A 15109-nucleotide genomic window follows, 5' to 3' on the forward strand; every position below is an offset into this window, starting at 1 on the left:
CCATTTATTTCTCCCAATTTTCATTCTGCCAGATTTTCAATAATGCTATAATTTCTCGTTTCATCATGGCGGGTGTGTATCTGCTTGGGAAATATTTGTGAAGCTGCTCATTTGTAAAAGCAACTCTCGTGATCTCACCTTTTTTTATCTCACTCATAATTTCCTGCATCTTCTCTAATGTAAGTTGGTTTTCTTTACTTAACTTTTTAATTCGTTGTGCCTGTGATAAAGATGGAACGGCCTGAGCATAATCCATAGCTTCCAACAATTGTTTTTGCTCCTCTTTCTTCAACGCTGAAATTTCAACTGCCGGATTAAAAGATATCAATTCATCATCCAATTTCTGTAAAAACTCCGGTATCAGCCGCGTTAATGAAATATACCGTTGTACCTGCTTCGGACTATCACCGCATTCTTCACTAATCAACTCTACTGTTCTCTTCTTTTTTGTTTTGTGGTCAATTTGGCCTTTTTTCCTACCTGATTTTCTTTTCAGTACATCATTTTTCATTTTGTAAGCAAAAGCCTTTTCACTAAAACTGATTTTTTCTCTGTGCAGATTGGAATCTACCATATTCAAAATAGCTTCATCTTCATTCATTACACGAATTATTACCGGTACTTTTCGATATCCCAGTAACTCAGCAGCATGTCTTCTTCTGTGTCCCGCTATAATCTCGTAAACTCCATCCGGCACAGGTCTGACAATCAACGGAGTGAGAATTCCATACTTCTCAATACTTTCTTTTAATAAATGCATCTCATTATCATCTTTCACTTGAAAAGGATGATTTTTAAATGAACGAAGTCTTTCAATCTCAATTTCAATGATCTTCTCATCTTCATTCTTCTGGATAAATTCTTTCGTTACTTCAGTCATCATTTCCTCCTTCTTCGGTCAGACTAAAAAATGCTCGTCTGGATCCGATTATTTTTGAAATCAGTTCCAAACGAGCATCTCGTTTTCTATTAGCTACAGCTAATATATTTCTCCATTGTTTCAGCTAATATATGTTTGCAAATTATATTCTGCAAAGGATTTTTCCTTTGAACTACTGTATTTTACATTCCTAAATCAGTGGTGACAACAAGTACTTCCCCAAATGTTAGCAGTATCCCTGATTCGATATGTTTGCAAAATACTGTTTTTTATTAGCTGCCAGCTAACAATTATTTCATTGTGTTAGCTGGAAATCATCCTCAAAGCAATAATTTCATGCATTTTTCTAATCAAAAAAGCGCCCCATTATTTGCATTTCTGCTAACAATCGAACGCTTTTGACTGGCCGTCTCGTATAGGAATCGAACCTATAATTTAGTCTTAGGAGGACCATGTTATATCCATTTAACTAACGAGACAAAATGCCATTTTCCCTTGAAAACACGCGGTTTTCCGGCTTTTTGGTAATGGCAACCTTTATTTAATTATCAGCTTTTTTCAAGCTGTTAATTACTATTACTTTTCATGTTGGTGACATCAAAGCACTCCCCTTTTAGGGTAATACCTTCGTGTCAATTTTTACTCTTCTTAACTAGATTTGAACCCAAAAGTTTTTTCAGGAAGTGATAACCTTGGTTCCTCCTTAGGAGGCACTTGTTATATCCATTTAACTAAGGAAACATGCATCTGCTTTGCCGAAACAAAGCAATATGTTTTTTCACACTGTTATTAGTATACCAAATAATCTCTGATTTTGAAATACCTATTTTGAAACTTTTGAAACTTTTTATCTGCTTGTCTTCTCATTTACTGGAAATTAATTATCCCCTGCAGCCATATATTCGCTTTAAATCTCCGCCCTACTTCCGGCACTCCGAAAATACTATTTCTCGGTACGCAAACGTCAAACTGCAGTTCATTGACATCCATCGTAAATACATAAAGTTCTGTGCCGGTTCTCTCATTTCTACAGGAACGAATCTTTAAAATTTCTCCCAAAATAGAATACTGGTCACATTCCGCACCATATGGCATAAAATATGTATCTACAATTGTATAGACATCATTTGTCATCAACTTTTTGGAAACTTTGGAGTAAGTGTCCATATCCTCTAACGTCAATGTCTCCATCGCCTTCTCGTCACCACTTTTTGCCGCACTCAAAAGCATCATACGGTTTCTTGCCTCTTCCTGTTGGCTCTGAAGCTGGTAATCATTTTTCTTAATCGGCAGTAAAATACTTCCTGAAAGCGCCATAGCTGAAAGTGTCAGAGAAGTAGATTTTTTAGAAACTCCTCCCAAGTTTTTCACTTGACGGTACTCCATCCCATTGATCAGATGAAATATCAGACTGATTCCAACCCGCACATCCTCACACACACCCAGGTACATGTCTCTGTCCATTCTCTTTTCCACAATGATATCTTCATAAGAAGTAATACCACTTCCCTTTAAATAAGGGAAGTAGTATTCCATCTCAAATTCTTCGCCATCGTAGTCCCCGCACATAATGATTCCCATAGCTTCAGAATATTCTTTCTTATATTCACAAACTATTTCTCCTTCTATATTTGCAGTTTCTTCGTGACTTGTAAAGTTTTCCTTTGTATCTCTCAGAACTTCTTTCAGATCTTTTTTCGTTTTCAGATGGTCAAATCCGATTGCTTTTAAATATTGATGCACGTTTTTTTCCTCTATTTGATTTCTGTCTTACCACCCATATACGGTTGTAATGCAGCTGGAATCTTAATAGAACCGTCTGCTTGAAGGTTGTTCTCCAGAAAAGCAATCAGCATTCTAGGTGGTGCAACTACTGTGTTATTTAGTGTATGAGCGAAATATTTTCCGTCCTCACCTTTGACTCTGATATTCAATCTTCTCGCCTGAGCGTCTCCCAGATTTGAGCAGCTTCCAACTTCAAAATATTTCTGTTGTCTTGGTGACCATGCCTCTACATCGACAGATTTTACTTTAAGATCAGCAAGATCTCCTGAACAACATTCAAGAGTACGAACCGGAATATCAAGAGAGCGGAACAGATCTACTGTATTTTTCCACATCACATCGTACCATTTCATGCTGTCTTCTGGCTTACATACAACGATCATTTCTTGTTTTTCAAACTGGTGAATACGGTACACTCCTCTTTCCTCAATTCCATGAGCTCCTTTTTCTTTCCGGAAGCATGGAGAATAAGATGTTAACGTTCTTGGCAATGTCTTCTCATCGAGCATGGTATCGATGAATTTTCCGATCATAGAGTGTTCACTTGTACCGATCAGATATAAGTCTTCTCCTTCAATCTTGTACATCATAGAATCCATCTCCGCAAAGCTCATCACTCCTGTCACTACATTACTGCGAATCATGAATGGCGGGATGCAATAAGTAAATCCGCGGTCAATCATAAAATCACGCGCATAAGAAATCACTGCAGAATGTAATCGTGCAATATCTCCCATCAGATAATAAAATCCGTTTCCTGCTACCTTTCCTGCACTTTCCAGATCAATTCCGTCAAATTTTTCCATAATTTCTGTGTGATACGGAATCTCATAATCTGGCACGACCGGCTCTCCATATCTCTCTAATTCCACATTTTCACTGTCATCTTTTCCGATTGGAACAGATGGATCAATGATATTTGGAATTGTCATCATAATCGTCTTAATCTTCTCTTCTACTTCTTTTTCTTCCACAGAAAGTTTTTCAATGGTATCTCCCTGAGCAGACACCTGTCTCTTATACTCTTCTGCCTCTTCTTTTTTCCCCTGAGCCATGCATGCTCCGATCATTTTGGAAATTTTATTTTTCTCTGCACGAAGCGCTTCTACTTCCTGTTTGATCTCTCTGTTTCTTAAATCCAGTGCGATCACTTCATCCACAAGTGGAAGCTTACTGTCCTGAAATTTATTTTTAATATTCTGTTTTACAATATCTGGGTTTGCTCTTAAAAATTTAATATCTAACATTTGTTTTTCTCCTCATACCTTCTATTTTTTTACATCTACAATATCTTTGAGTGCATATGCTTCCTGAAAAATTGCTTTCTCTAATGATTCCGTTTCCTCCGATGACAGTTCTACATAACTTTCACCCTTCACAATCTCCTTAATATAGTTATAGCACCCTTCCCGGCTATGCATTACATTTAACACAAAGCCATTATCATTTGCATCAAGCAATGTCAACACAAAACTGAGATTTCCTCCCATTTCCTGAAATGCGTCATACTTGACAATTCCAATCTTCTGATAATTTCCTTCTAGCCTCCGATAAATTTCTTTTATATTCTGCCGGTTTAACTTTGCCATATGGGATAAATTATCAATTTCATCCAGTCGGTCTGTAATGCTCTTTTCCATTGACCTTCCATCTTTGCCTTTCATAAATGCATTGTAACTGCTTTTTAAGCGATTATATTTCATATGCATACTTATGACAAGCACAAATAAGATTATAATGAAAATCAGGAGTCCAAGCAAAAGGAACACCGGATCAAACCCGAGATGAAATAGTAAACTGTCTTCCATATTTCCTCCTTTTTTTCAAATGGTTCGTGTACAAATTTTACTGATGGATAGACATGATCATTTCAAATATATGTTCCAACTCTTCGTCAGAATAGTATTCGATTTCTATTTTCCCTTTTCCTTTTGATTTCTGATTGACACTGACTTTGGTTCCAATCACCGATCTCATTTTCTCTTCCAGATCCCGATAAATAAAGTCATTGCTAGTATCCTTTTTCGTTTTTTCCTTTTTCGGTTTCTTTAAATCTTTTACAAGTTTTTCTGTCTCACGCACGCTTAGCTTTTCATCAAAAATTTTATTAGCAAGAATATATTGCTGCTCTTTGTCTTCAATTGCAAGAAGCGCTCTTGCATGTCCTGTAGAAATCATATCATCGATGATCATCTGCTGCACTTTTTCATCAAGCTTCAGAAGACGCATGGAGTTGGTAACTGCTGTTCTGCTCTTAGAAACCCTCTCTGCCACTTCGTCCTGTTTTAATTGAAACTCTTCCAACAGCCGCTTGAATGCCTGAGCTTCCTCAATCGGATTAAGATTTTCTCTCTGAATATTTTCGATTAAGGCAATCTCTACCATTTCTTGATGAGAATATTCTCTGATGATTACGGGAATTTCTTTCAGACCTGCCATTTTTGCAGCGCGCCATCTTCTTTCTCCGGCAATAATCTCATAATAATCTCCTTTTTTCTGAACAAGAAGTGGTTGAAGTACACCGAATTGCCGGATGGAATCTGCTAATTCGATCAGGGAATCTTCATCAAAATTTTTTCTTGGCTGTGTACGATTTGGCTCTACTTTTGTTATTTTTACTTTTTGTTCTCCCGATGCAGGCATTGTTGTTTTTTCTTTTCCAGAAGCCTGTTCGCTCACCTTATCTTTGCTCGTATTTGCCTTTGGTTTATGATCCGGAATCAGACTGTCCAGCCCTTTTCCAAGACCGCCTCTTTTTACTGCCATTACTCTTCTCCTTTATGAATCACTTCTTCTGCCAGAAGCATATAACTTTCGGCTCCCGATGATTTTGGGTCATAAATATTAATTGGCAATCCATGACTCGGAGCTTCTGCCAGTCTGATATTTCTCGGTATAATTGTCTTATAAATTGTCTGATCCAAATTATCCTTTACATTTTCTACTACCTGAAGCGACAGATTTGTTCTGGCATTATACATTGTGAATACAACACCTTCCATCTCTAAATCTGGATTCAATCTTTCTTTTACCAGATCAATCGTGTGCATAAGCTGGCTCAAACCTTCCAATGCATAATACTCACACTGAATCGGAACTAAAACAGTATCCGCCGTTGTCATTGCATTAATCGTCAACATACTCAGTGACGGAGGACAATCTACAATTACAAAGTCATAGTTTCCTCTGATTTTTGCCACTTCATCGCGGATGATAAACTCTTTGTTTTCTACACCAATTAATTCAATTTCTGCGGCAGACAGATCAATGTTTGTAGGAAGCAAATCAAGATTCTCAAAAACCTCTTTGCACAGGCACTCTTCGACAGTCGCCCGTCCAATGATCAAATCATATACCGTTTTTTCTACATTATCTTTATCAACTCCCAATCCACTGGTCATATTCCCCTGTGGATCCATATCTATCGCTAATACTCTTTTACCCAACGCGCTCAAGCATGAGGATAAGTTAATAGCTGTGGTCGTTTTTCCTACGCCGCCCTTCTGATTGGCAACTGCTATTATTCTTCCCATATTAGTGTCCCCTTTCTCTTGCTTTTTTATTATAACACTAAAAAGAAGTTTAATCTACACAATGTTTCACGTGAAACATTTATTTTATTTCTCTTCTAATGTTTCACGTGAAACATTTTATTTCCATCAATCATTTTACTATGTTATTTACAAATATTGGATAAACAGTTTATCTACTTATTTATTTTCCCTTATTATTCTTTTTTATAGTGAATGTTTCACGTGAAACATTTCATTAGTGAGTTTACTCTTGAATAAAGTTTTATCTTTTCTTGCTTTCCTTTGTGTAGTATAATAATAAGAAAAAGTACAATTACAATGTACTGTCTTATCACTTATTTACCATGATACAAAGTCACTTACGGTGGCATTGCTACGAAAGGAGTTCTTCTATGAGTTGGAAAAAGAAACTTACAACGGGAGCTGTTCTGGCATCATTGACAGCTGGAACAATTTATACAATCAATAAAATTATTTCTTTTACATCTACACTTGATAACTTACTTTGTAAAGAGGACGGTCACTATTTCGATTGGAGATTTGGAAAAATATTTTATAAAAAACAAGGAGAAGGAAAACCTATCCTTCTGATTCATGATTTGACTGTAAATAGCTCTTCCCATGAGTGGAATAAATTAGTAAAGTCTTTAAAAAAACGAAACACGGTTTATACTATCGACTTATTAGGATGTGGACATTCAGAAAAACCTAACCTCACCTACACAAACTTTCTTTATGTCCAACTACTTACGGACTTTATCAAAACTATTATTGGCGAAAAGACCGATGTTATTGCCACCGGAACTTCCTCTTCCTTTGTATTAATGGCATGTGCAAATGACGACAGCCTTTTTGACCGGATTATGATGATTAATCCGACGAATCTGTCTACACTTGCGACAATCCCAACCAAACGGACAAAACTTTTGCGCTACTTACTTTTGACTCCTCTTATTGGAACATTCCTATATAATATTTTGATGAGTAAACGACTGTCAGATCAAAACTTTTTTGAAGAGAACTTTCATAACCCAGAAGCCCTTGATGTAGAAATCAAAAACTCTTACTATGAATCATCTCACTTAGATAGTTCCCATGGAAAATATCTACTTGGAAGTATCCTTGGACGTTATACGAATGCTAATATGTTTCATGCTCTAAAAAACATCAATAATAGTATCTTTCTCATTGCCTCAACAGGTTCTGGAGAAAATATTGCAATTGCAGAGCAATACCGAAATTATATTCCATCTATTGAAATTACAACATTGAAGGACAGTGTACATTTTCCTCAGCTTGAAACACCACAGACACTTCTTGAGCAGATTGATTTGTTCCTAGGTGTGGAAGAAGAGTCTTAATAAGCTTTAGAAAATAGAATGTAACGTGAAGTGTACTTTTTACTCTATAGGATTCCATAGGAATTTTCTTTAAAAGACAAAGAAGGACGAATCAAGAAATTTTTATTTCTCATTCCGTCCTTCTTTTGTATTTTTAAGCTGTCTAGCAAATCCCCAACGGTTCCTTTGCCGGAAGTCCGGCTTTTCTCGGATATCTTTTTGCAGTTGGTTTTACTTTTTCAATTTTTACGAACGATCTTCCAATCTCACTTCCCGGAAGCTGAAATTTTATCACTTCTCTGAGATTTCCTCCAAGAATCGTAACTGCTTTCTTTGCCTGCACAACTTCCTCGTCAATTTCTCCCGATTTATATGGAAGGAACACCCCACCTTTTTTCACATATGGAAGGCAATATTCTGACAATGTTGCCAGATTTGCCACTGCTCTAGACACACAGAGATCAAACTGTTCTCTGTATTCCTGCTGCTTTGCGTAATCTTCTGCTCTCCCATGAATAGCCCGAATCCCTTTCAACTGCAATTTTTCGATGACTGCGTTGAGGAATTTTACTCTCTTATTCAAGGAATCTAACAACACAACTTCCAGCTCCGGAAACACTATTTTCAATGGGATCCCTGGAAATCCAGCCCCTGTCCCAACATCAATTACACTTTTTACAGACTTCATGTCCATCGCTTTTACGATAGAAACAGAATCTACAAAATGTTTTTCATTTACTTCCTCGTATTCTGTGATTCCGGTCAGGTTCATAAACTCATTCCACTCAACAAGAATCTCATAAAACAGATCAAACTGTTCTTTTTGTCTATCATCCAATACGATTCCTAATGCACTTAACTTCTCTTCAAATTTATGACTGCTCATCTTTTTCCCTCTTACTTCCATAACTTTCCATATATACAAGCAATACAGAGATATCTGCCGGTGAAACTCCCGAAATTCTAGATGCCTGTCCGATTGAAATCGGGCGATATTGATTCAGCTTCTGCTTTGCCTCGATACGGAGACTTCCGATTTCATCGTAATTGATCGCATCCGGAATCCGTTTTGTCTCTAATTTTTTGAACTGCTCTACCTGCTTCATCTGGCGCCGGATATAACCATCATACTTAATCCGAATATTAATCTGTTCTACTACTTCTTCGCTCAACTCCGTTCTTCCCGGATCGATCGCTTCCAGTGCTTCATAAGATAATTCCGGACGGCGGATTAACTCTGCCAGTGTAATTCCATTTTTTAGCGGAGTGCTTCCATATTGCTCCAATACTTCCTGCACTGGTCTGGATGCACCTACATTTGTATGTTCCAGCCGTTCTACCTGTTCTTCAATCTGCCGCTCTTTCTTCTTCAGATTTTGGTAGCGCTCCTCATCGATCAACCCAACTTGATATCCTATCTCCGTCAGACGCTGATCTGCATTATCCTGTCTAAGAAGCAGACGGTACTCTGCCCTGGATGTCATCATCCGATATGGTTCATGACTTTCTTTTGTCACAAGATCATCGATCAGAACACCAATATATCCCTGCGAACGGTCTATAATGATCTGCTCTTTTCCAAGTACTTTCCTTGCTGCGTTAATACCCGCCACAAGCCCTTGTGCTGCTGCCTCCTCATATCCAGAACTTCCGTTAAATTGTCCTCCGCTGAACAACCCGCTGATCTTTTTAAATTCCAGCGTCGCATAAAGCTGTCTGGCATCAATACAATCATATTCGATCGCATAGGCATTACGGACAATCTTTGCATGCTCCAGCCCCGGTACACTTCGATACATTTCATACTGAACATCCTCCGGAAGCGAACTGGACATTCCTCCGATATACATCTCATTAGTGTCAAGCCCTTCCGGCTCAATAAATACCTGATGGCGATCTTTGTCTGCAAATTTCACAACCTTATCCTCAATGGAAGGACAATATCTTGGACCAGTTCCCTCAATCATTCCTGAGAATAGTGGAGAACGGTCCAGATTCTCCCGGATGATCTCATGCGTCCTTTCATTTGTATAAGTCAACCAGCATGACACCTGATCAATCTGTACTTCCTCCGGGTTTGTCGTAAAGGAAAAAGGAACTACTCTCTCATCTCCAAACTGCTCTTCCATCTTTGTAAAGTCAATAGAATTACGGTCAATCCGCGCTGGTGTCCCTGTCTTAAAACGATACATCTGAACTCCCAGTTCTTTGAGACAATCACTTAAATAATTTGCCGCCTTCAGGCCATTCGGTCCACAATTTTCACTGACTTCTCCATAAATACATCTGGACTTCAAATATGTTCCAGTGCATAGTACTACCGCATCACAGTGATAAACTGCTCCAGAAAAAGTTTTAACTCCTGTCACTTTTCCATTTTCCACAAGAATTTCCGTAACTTCCGCCTGCTTGATGTCCAGGTTCTCCTGCTGCTCCAGCACCTTTCTCATCTCTGTACTATATCTCGCCTTATCTGCTTGTGCACGCAAGGAATGAACGGCCGGTCCTTTGGACTTATTCAGCATCTTGGACTGAATAAAGGTACGGTCGATTACCTTTCCCATCTCTCCTCCAAGTGCATCCACCTCTTTGACAAGGTGACCTTTCGAACTTCCTCCAATGTTTGGATTACATGGCATCAACGCAATACTATCTACACTCACAGTAAACATGATCGTTCTGACACCGAGCCTTGCAGCTGCCAGAGCTGCTTCACATCCTGCATGTCCCGCACCGATCACGGCGATTCCATATCTGTCTTTATTTTCCCATACAGAACTTGCTGAATATTTCATTTACCAAATCTTCTCCTATCGTTTCTCCGGTGATACTTCCAAGCGCCTCATAGGCATCCATAAGGTCGATGGAATAGAAATCCTCCGGCATGTTATTTTCAATACTTCCAATTACTTTTTCCAAACTGTCATAAGCATTCTGAAGGGCTGTTTTCTGTCGAATATTTGTAATATATACTTCGTCATTGAAAGAAACCTTTCCCTCAAAAAACATCTCTTTCAGTGCATGCTCTACTTTCTCAATCCCATGCTCCTGTTTTGCCGATATTTCAATCATCGGTTTTTCTGTATATTTTTGCAGGAGCTCCTTTGTGATAACAGTATCCAGATCCGATTTGTTCAAAAGAATCAATGCCTGCTTCTCCTGGATCATCTCAAGAATCTGTTCATCATTTTCATCCAGTGCACGCGATGCATCAACGACATAAATGATCAAGTCTGCATCTTTTGCATAATCTTTCGCCTTATCCACCCCGATCTTTTCGACAATATCTTCTGTATCACGGATCCCTGCTGTATCTATGATATTTAAACTGATCCCATTAATCTGAATATTTTCCTCAAGAATATCCCTCGTTGTTCCTTCAATATCCGTCACGATCGCCCGTTCTTTTCCTGCAAGCACATTTAACAGCGAAGACTTTCCTGCATTTGGCTTTCCTACAATAACAGTCTGGATTCCTTCCTTGATTATTCTACCATTATCTGCACTCTCTAACAACCTGCGAATTGCTCCCTGAAGCTTTTCTACGGTTCCCTGAAGCTTTTCCCCATATCCGTCAATGCTAATATGTTCTGGATCATCCAGCGCTGTCTCAATAAAGGCTGTGTGATATAAAATCTCCTTACGGATCTCAGATATTTTTTCTAATACAGACCCCTTTAACTGACTTACAGAACTCTTCAAAGCATATTCATTTTTAGACTGTATGACATCGATCACCGCTTCTGCCTGTGACAGATCTAATCTTCCATTTAAAAATGCCCGCTTCGTAAACTCTCCCGGCTCTGCCGGTCTTGCGCCATACTTGATCACAGTCTCAAGAATACGCTTCATTACGTACACTCCGCCGTGACAGTCAATCTCAACAGTATCCTCTCCGGTATAACTATGCGGCCCTCTCATAAGAAGCACCAAAACTTCGTCGATCGTCTCTTCTCCATCCATAATGTATCCATAATGAATCGTGTGGCTTTTCTCATTTGAGAGCTTTTTTTCTTTTTTCTTCCCTTTGTATATACGGTCAACGATTACAAAAGCTTCTTCCCCACTGATTCGGATAATCCCAATTCCAGAAGCTGTCATTGCCGTTGCGATCGCTGCAATTGTATCCTTTATCATATTTTCCTGTCTCTCCTTTCTGCTGTCTATGTATCTTCCAAAACAGTTTCTAAAAAAGGCAGCATTAAAATAATGCTGCCTGAATTTCTTTGTTATTGTCTTCTGGACGGTGTAATTACAACTCTTCTGTATGGCTCTTCTCCTTCGCTGTGAGTTGACACATACTTGTCTGACTGTAATACAGAATGAATGATTCTTCTTTCATACGGATTCATCGGTTCCAAAGAAACCGGCTTTCTTGTACGTTTTACTTTATGTGCAATATTTTTTGCAAGGTTCTCCAATGTCGCCTTTCTTCTTGCACGATAATTTTCTGTATCCAGCTTTACACGAATATAGCCATCCTGTGTTTTGTTTGCCACACGGTTTGTCAAATACTGAAGGGAATCTAATGTCTGACCTCTTTTACCGATCAGAATACCCATATGTTCTCCTTCCAGTTCAATGCAGAGAGTTCCTTCACTGTCTACTTCGGAATGAATCTTGACTTCCATATCCATTGTCTTCAAGACATCCTGCAAAAACTTCTCCGATTCACGAATTGTTTCTTCCGTTACCTTCACAGAAGAACTCTCCTCTTTTTCTACTGTCTTTGCTTCTAGTGCAGGACGTTCTGCCTTCTTTGCTGGAACCGGCGGACGCTTCTCTTCTCTTTTTGGCTCTGGTTTCACTTTCGGTTTGTCGAATTTAATCTCCTCCAGCTCTACCGGCGCTTCTGCTGTCTTTTTCCTTCTAGCTGAGATCACAGCTTGCTTTGCCCCAATTCCAAGAAATCCGGAACTTCCTTTTTCGATTACATCATATTCTAACTGATCGCTCGTCACCCCTAACTGAATCAGCGCTTCTGTGATCGCATCGCTCAGTGTCTTTGCGGATACTCTAATCTCTTCCATTCTTCTTCCCTCCCGTTTCTGCTATAGAAATGCGGTTTGAATTAATCGTTTTCGTTAAATTTCCTTACCATATTTGCTTTTGCTGTAAGGCTTCCCGGTTTTGCATTTTTACCACGCTCAGCTGCCTGCTGCAATTTTGCTTCCTGCTCACTGTCTGCTGTATGATTATGCTTTTGCTCTACCGCGATATTGCGGACTTTTTTCGTTGCCATCTGGTTCAGCTCTTCTGTGGAAACTTTCTTTTTCTCATACTTCTTCTTTGCTTTTTCCATATTTTTCTTTACGAGCTCATCCATATCCATACGGTCAAGATACTTATTGATCGCTACTTGCTGTACCGAACGGCAAATCGCACTAAAGATCCAGTACAAACCGAGACCTGCCGGCATTGTGAAACACATAAATACTGAGAATAACGGCATGATCATATTCATTGTCTTCATAGAATTTGCCATTGGATTCTCCCGATCGTCCATTCCAGGTGACTGTGGCATCAACTTAATATTGATCCACTGTGTCAGACCAGATAAGATCGGAATCAAAAGTGCAACAATTGCAACAAGAATTGCACCGGTCTTTAAAGCATCCATCATCAGGTTCACAGGTGCATCTGAAATATTTGCTCCCAAGAAGTTATTAATATGTGAAATCTGCCCGGATGTTGAATCAATCAAGGATGAAAGGTCCGGGAATTTATCTTTTAATGTATCCCATGTACTTGGCTGGAATTTATAAAGTACATCTACGATCGTATTTGTCTTTGTATAGTCAAACTTTTCAGGATTGATCATGATCGGGCTTGCCGAACCAATCTTCTCCATAATCTTCTGATAACCGCCAGTTGCCATAATCTCATTGACAAGAGGCATATACATATCCTTTACTCCGCCTACATATGCCGGAATGTTTTGAATAACCTTCCACAATGCAAGTAAGATCGGAAACTGGATCACTAACTGAAGACATCCACCCATCTGTGAAGTTCCGTACTTATCGTACACCATCTTCATTTCTTCCTGCATTTTCAGCATGGATTCCTGATCCCGTTTGTTCTTGTACTTTTTCTGAATTGCCTGAAGTTCAGGGTTCATTACTGCACTTAATTTTGAAAATTTCTGCTGTTTGATTGTAAGCGGAATCATAAATGTATAGATAATAATTGTAAATAAAATAATACATAAACCTATGTTTTCGATTCCGAATGCACTACTCAGCACATTAAAGATACCATCCATTAATTTACCGAGCAGCCACGCCACCTGTCCTATAATTGGCGTCGTCGATTGTGTCAAAAGAATACCTGTCATTTTTTCCTCCTTTAAGGCACAGGGTCATACCCGCCTTTTGCAAATGGATTACAACGTAAAATTCTCCATATAGTTAATAACCCACCCTTTAATGCCCCATATTTCTCAATCGCTTCAATTCCATATTGAGAACATGTAGGAAAATAAATGCAGTGAGTTGTTCTTTTTAACCCGGATAAATATTTCTGGTAAAACCTGATAAGTGCAATAAATATCTTTTTCACCGATTTTACATCTCCATTTTGTTACTTATATATATTATGAAGTCTTCCCAGGTGGATCAATGCGCTTTCCATCTCTCTGTACGAGCGCCCATTGGCACTCACTCTCGCAATCACTACAATATCATATCCACTCTGAAAATGTTCTTCTTGTAATCGATAACTCTCTCTGATCAATCGTGTCAGCCGGTGTCTCACGACACTGTTGCCAACTTTTTTGCTGACAGAAATACCAAGCCGGTTCCCTCCGGATTGGTTTTCTCTTACATACATTACCAGATACTTATTTGCATAAGACTTTCCAGTCTTATAAACAATCTGAAAATCTTGATTTTTCTTTAATGACTCGGAAAATTTCATTATTATCTTCTCCTGATTTTTAAAGAAGAAAAGGCCACATATATGCGGCCTACGCTGATAACTGTTTTCTTCCTTTTGCTCTTCTGGCAGCTAAAACTTTTCTTCCACCAGCTGTGCTCATTCTTGCTCTGAATCCATGAACTTTCGCTCTAGATCTCTTTTTTGGTTGGAATGTCATTTTCATTGAAATCCACCTCCTTAGACATGAAACCTATATATATAAATATAGACATATTATTTTTTAGACATCGTATTTTATTATAAGCATAAAATGCCGTTTCGTCAAGATAATCCTTTCATTTTCTTGATTTTTTTCCATTTTTCCACATATATGATATCTCCTTATTTTTATCTGCTTTTCTACTTTTTCCATTCTCCTGTTTCTCCTCTTTTTCCAACTCTTTTTTCCATTTTTCCCCGTTTTTTCTATAAATAAAAGATGCTCTGACACTTTTCCACACATCATCTAGTATTTTTTCCCGAAAAAATCATGTGGATATCCCACAATATAGTGTTTGACCAAAATGTTATCCACAAGTTGTGGATAACTTGTGGATAACTATAAGGATAACCTGTGGATTCAATGTTTATAGACGATTTATCCACCCTTAAAATCCTTATTTTGGGGGATTTTCCACTGTCTATAAAGTTAT

At 38.5% G+C, this 15109-nt stretch carries 16 protein-coding genes and 1 tRNA gene; 1 reads left to right on the forward strand and 16 read right to left on the reverse strand.

All coding sequences use genetic code 11. The annotated features are described in order from the left end of the window. Positions 1-4: 4 nt before the first annotated feature. The 7 genes from ACGG81_RS14000 to ACGG81_RS14030 all read right to left on the reverse strand — a co-directional run bounded on the left by ACGG81_RS14000 (position 5) and on the right by ACGG81_RS14030 (position 6198). A complete protein-coding gene (locus ACGG81_RS14000; RefSeq protein WP_117468629.1) occupies positions 5-880 on the reverse strand; it encodes a ParB/RepB/Spo0J family partition protein in 876 nt (291 codons plus the stop codon). Between the two features lie 407 nt (positions 881-1287). Beyond that, positions 1288-1359, reverse strand: a tRNA-Arg gene (locus ACGG81_RS14005). Positions 1360-1747: 388 nt separating this feature from the next. Next, positions 1748-2623 (reverse strand): DUF3881 family protein, encoded by an 876-nt coding sequence (locus ACGG81_RS14010; RefSeq protein WP_390108897.1) that lies wholly within the window; start codon positions 2621-2623, stop codon positions 1748-1750. Between the two features lie 11 nt (positions 2624-2634). Next, on the reverse strand, positions 2635-3912 hold the full coding sequence (serS, locus tag ACGG81_RS14015) for a serine--tRNA ligase (protein WP_008977301.1): 1278 nt from the start codon (positions 3910-3912) through the stop codon (positions 2635-2637). A 21-nt stretch (positions 3913-3933) separates the two neighbouring features. Then, complete coding sequence (locus tag ACGG81_RS14020) at positions 3934-4473, reverse strand: DUF4446 family protein (protein ID WP_008977302.1); 540 nt, start codon at positions 4471-4473, stop codon at positions 3934-3936. A gap of 37 nt (positions 4474-4510) precedes the next feature. Next, positions 4511-5431, reverse strand: a complete 921-nt coding sequence (locus tag ACGG81_RS14025) for a ParB/RepB/Spo0J family partition protein (protein WP_009263541.1) — start codon at positions 5429-5431, stop codon at positions 4511-4513. Next, positions 5431-6198 (reverse strand): ParA family protein, encoded by a 768-nt coding sequence (locus tag ACGG81_RS14030; protein WP_009263542.1) that lies wholly within the window; start codon positions 6196-6198, stop codon positions 5431-5433. Before ACGG81_RS14030 ends, ACGG81_RS14025 begins: the two co-directional genes overlap by 1 nt. Before the next feature lie 392 nt (positions 6199-6590). Between ACGG81_RS14030 and ACGG81_RS14035 the strand changes: the two genes are divergently transcribed. Then, positions 6591-7559: an alpha/beta fold hydrolase gene (locus ACGG81_RS14035; RefSeq protein WP_016441243.1), complete on the forward strand. Its 969-nt coding sequence runs from the start codon at positions 6591-6593 to the stop codon at positions 7557-7559. A 142-nt stretch (positions 7560-7701) separates the two neighbouring features. Here ACGG81_RS14035 and rsmG read toward each other — a convergent pair whose 3' ends face one another. From rsmG to ACGG81_RS14080, 9 genes are all read right to left on the reverse strand, one after another. After that, positions 7702-8424 carry a 16S rRNA (guanine(527)-N(7))-methyltransferase RsmG gene (gene rsmG, locus ACGG81_RS14040; RefSeq protein ID WP_390108903.1) on the reverse strand — a complete coding sequence of 241 codons (723 nt, stop codon included), beginning with the start codon at positions 8422-8424 and terminating at the stop codon, positions 7702-7704. After that, on the reverse strand, positions 8411-10333 hold the full coding sequence (mnmG, locus tag ACGG81_RS14045) for a tRNA uridine-5-carboxymethylaminomethyl(34) synthesis enzyme MnmG (protein WP_120106299.1): 1923 nt from the start codon (positions 10331-10333) through the stop codon (positions 8411-8413). Before mnmG ends, rsmG begins: the two co-directional genes overlap by 14 nt. Further along, the gene (gene mnmE, locus ACGG81_RS14050; protein WP_390108906.1) at positions 10299-11675 is read right to left on the reverse strand and encodes a tRNA uridine-5-carboxymethylaminomethyl(34) synthesis GTPase MnmE; all 1377 of its coding nucleotides are present in this window, start codon (positions 11673-11675) and stop codon (positions 10299-10301) included. Before mnmE ends, mnmG begins: the two co-directional genes overlap by 35 nt. Before the next feature lie 92 nt (positions 11676-11767). Continuing rightward, complete coding sequence (gene jag / locus ACGG81_RS14055; RefSeq protein ID WP_390108909.1) at positions 11768-12568, reverse strand: RNA-binding cell elongation regulator Jag/EloR; 801 nt, start codon at positions 12566-12568, stop codon at positions 11768-11770. A gap of 41 nt (positions 12569-12609) precedes the next feature. Next, positions 12610-13875 carry a YidC/Oxa1 family membrane protein insertase gene (locus ACGG81_RS14060; RefSeq protein ID WP_008977312.1) on the reverse strand — a complete coding sequence of 422 codons (1266 nt, stop codon included), beginning with the start codon at positions 13873-13875 and terminating at the stop codon, positions 12610-12612. An 11-nt stretch (positions 13876-13886) separates the two neighbouring features. Next, a complete protein-coding gene (gene yidD, locus ACGG81_RS14065) occupies positions 13887-14099 on the reverse strand; it encodes a membrane protein insertion efficiency factor YidD (protein ID WP_008977313.1) in 213 nt (70 codons plus the stop codon). A gap of 21 nt (positions 14100-14120) precedes the next feature. Further along, positions 14121-14456, reverse strand: a complete 336-nt coding sequence (gene rnpA / locus ACGG81_RS14070) for a ribonuclease P protein component (protein WP_008977314.1) — start codon at positions 14454-14456, stop codon at positions 14121-14123. Between the two features lie 49 nt (positions 14457-14505). Continuing rightward, the gene (rpmH, locus tag ACGG81_RS14075) at positions 14506-14640 is read right to left on the reverse strand and encodes a 50S ribosomal protein L34 (RefSeq protein WP_008977315.1); all 135 of its coding nucleotides are present in this window, start codon (positions 14638-14640) and stop codon (positions 14506-14508) included. A gap of 57 nt (positions 14641-14697) precedes the next feature. Then, entirely contained in the window at positions 14698-14829 is a 132-nt protein-coding gene (locus ACGG81_RS14080; protein ID WP_390108914.1) for a hypothetical protein, read from the reverse strand. Positions 14830-15109: the final 280 nt, after the last annotated feature.

Origin of the sequence: Faecalimonas umbilicata, assembly GCF_042846195.1 — a bacterium.
GTDB lineage: Bacteria > Bacillota > Clostridia > Lachnospirales > Lachnospiraceae > Faecalimonas > Faecalimonas umbilicata.

Excerpts from the sequence above, each read along its gene's own strand:
- ACGG81_RS14025 (WP_009263541.1), bottom strand. The coding sequence starts at position 5,431 with ATGGCAGTAAAAAGAGGCGGTCTTGGAAAAGGGCTGGACAGTCTGATT.
- rpmH (WP_008977315.1), bottom strand. The coding sequence starts at position 14,640 with ATGAAAATGACATTCCAACCAAAAAAGAGATCTAGAGCGAAAGTTCAT.
- rsmG (WP_390108903.1), bottom strand. The coding sequence starts at position 8,424 with ATGAGCAGTCATAAATTTGAAGAGAAGTTAAGTGCATTAGGAATCGTA.
- mnmG (WP_120106299.1), bottom strand. The coding sequence starts at position 10,333 with ATGAAATATTCAGCAAGTTCTGTATGGGAAAATAAAGACAGATATGGA.
- ACGG81_RS14035 (WP_016441243.1), top strand. The coding sequence starts at position 6,591 with ATGAGTTGGAAAAAGAAACTTACAACGGGAGCTGTTCTGGCATCATTG.
- rnpA (WP_008977314.1), bottom strand. The coding sequence starts at position 14,456 with ATGAAATTTTCCGAGTCATTAAAGAAAAATCAAGATTTTCAGATTGTT.
- serS (WP_008977301.1), bottom strand. The coding sequence starts at position 3,912 with ATGTTAGATATTAAATTTTTAAGAGCAAACCCAGATATTGTAAAACAG.
- ACGG81_RS14030 (WP_009263542.1), bottom strand. The coding sequence starts at position 6,198 with ATGGGAAGAATAATAGCAGTTGCCAATCAGAAGGGCGGCGTAGGAAAA.
- ACGG81_RS14020 (WP_008977302.1), bottom strand. The coding sequence starts at position 4,473 with ATGGAAGACAGTTTACTATTTCATCTCGGGTTTGATCCGGTGTTCCTT.
- ACGG81_RS14000 (WP_117468629.1), bottom strand. The coding sequence starts at position 880 with ATGACTGAAGTAACGAAAGAATTTATCCAGAAGAATGAAGATGAGAAG.
- mnmE (WP_390108906.1), bottom strand. The coding sequence starts at position 11,675 with ATGATAAAGGATACAATTGCAGCGATCGCAACGGCAATGACAGCTTCT.
- ACGG81_RS14060 (WP_008977312.1), bottom strand. The coding sequence starts at position 13,875 with ATGACAGGTATTCTTTTGACACAATCGACGACGCCAATTATAGGACAG.
- jag (WP_390108909.1), bottom strand. The coding sequence starts at position 12,568 with ATGGAAGAGATTAGAGTATCCGCAAAGACACTGAGCGATGCGATCACA.
- ACGG81_RS14080 (WP_390108914.1), bottom strand. The coding sequence starts at position 14,829 with ATGGAAAAAGTAGAAAAGCAGATAAAAATAAGGAGATATCATATATGT.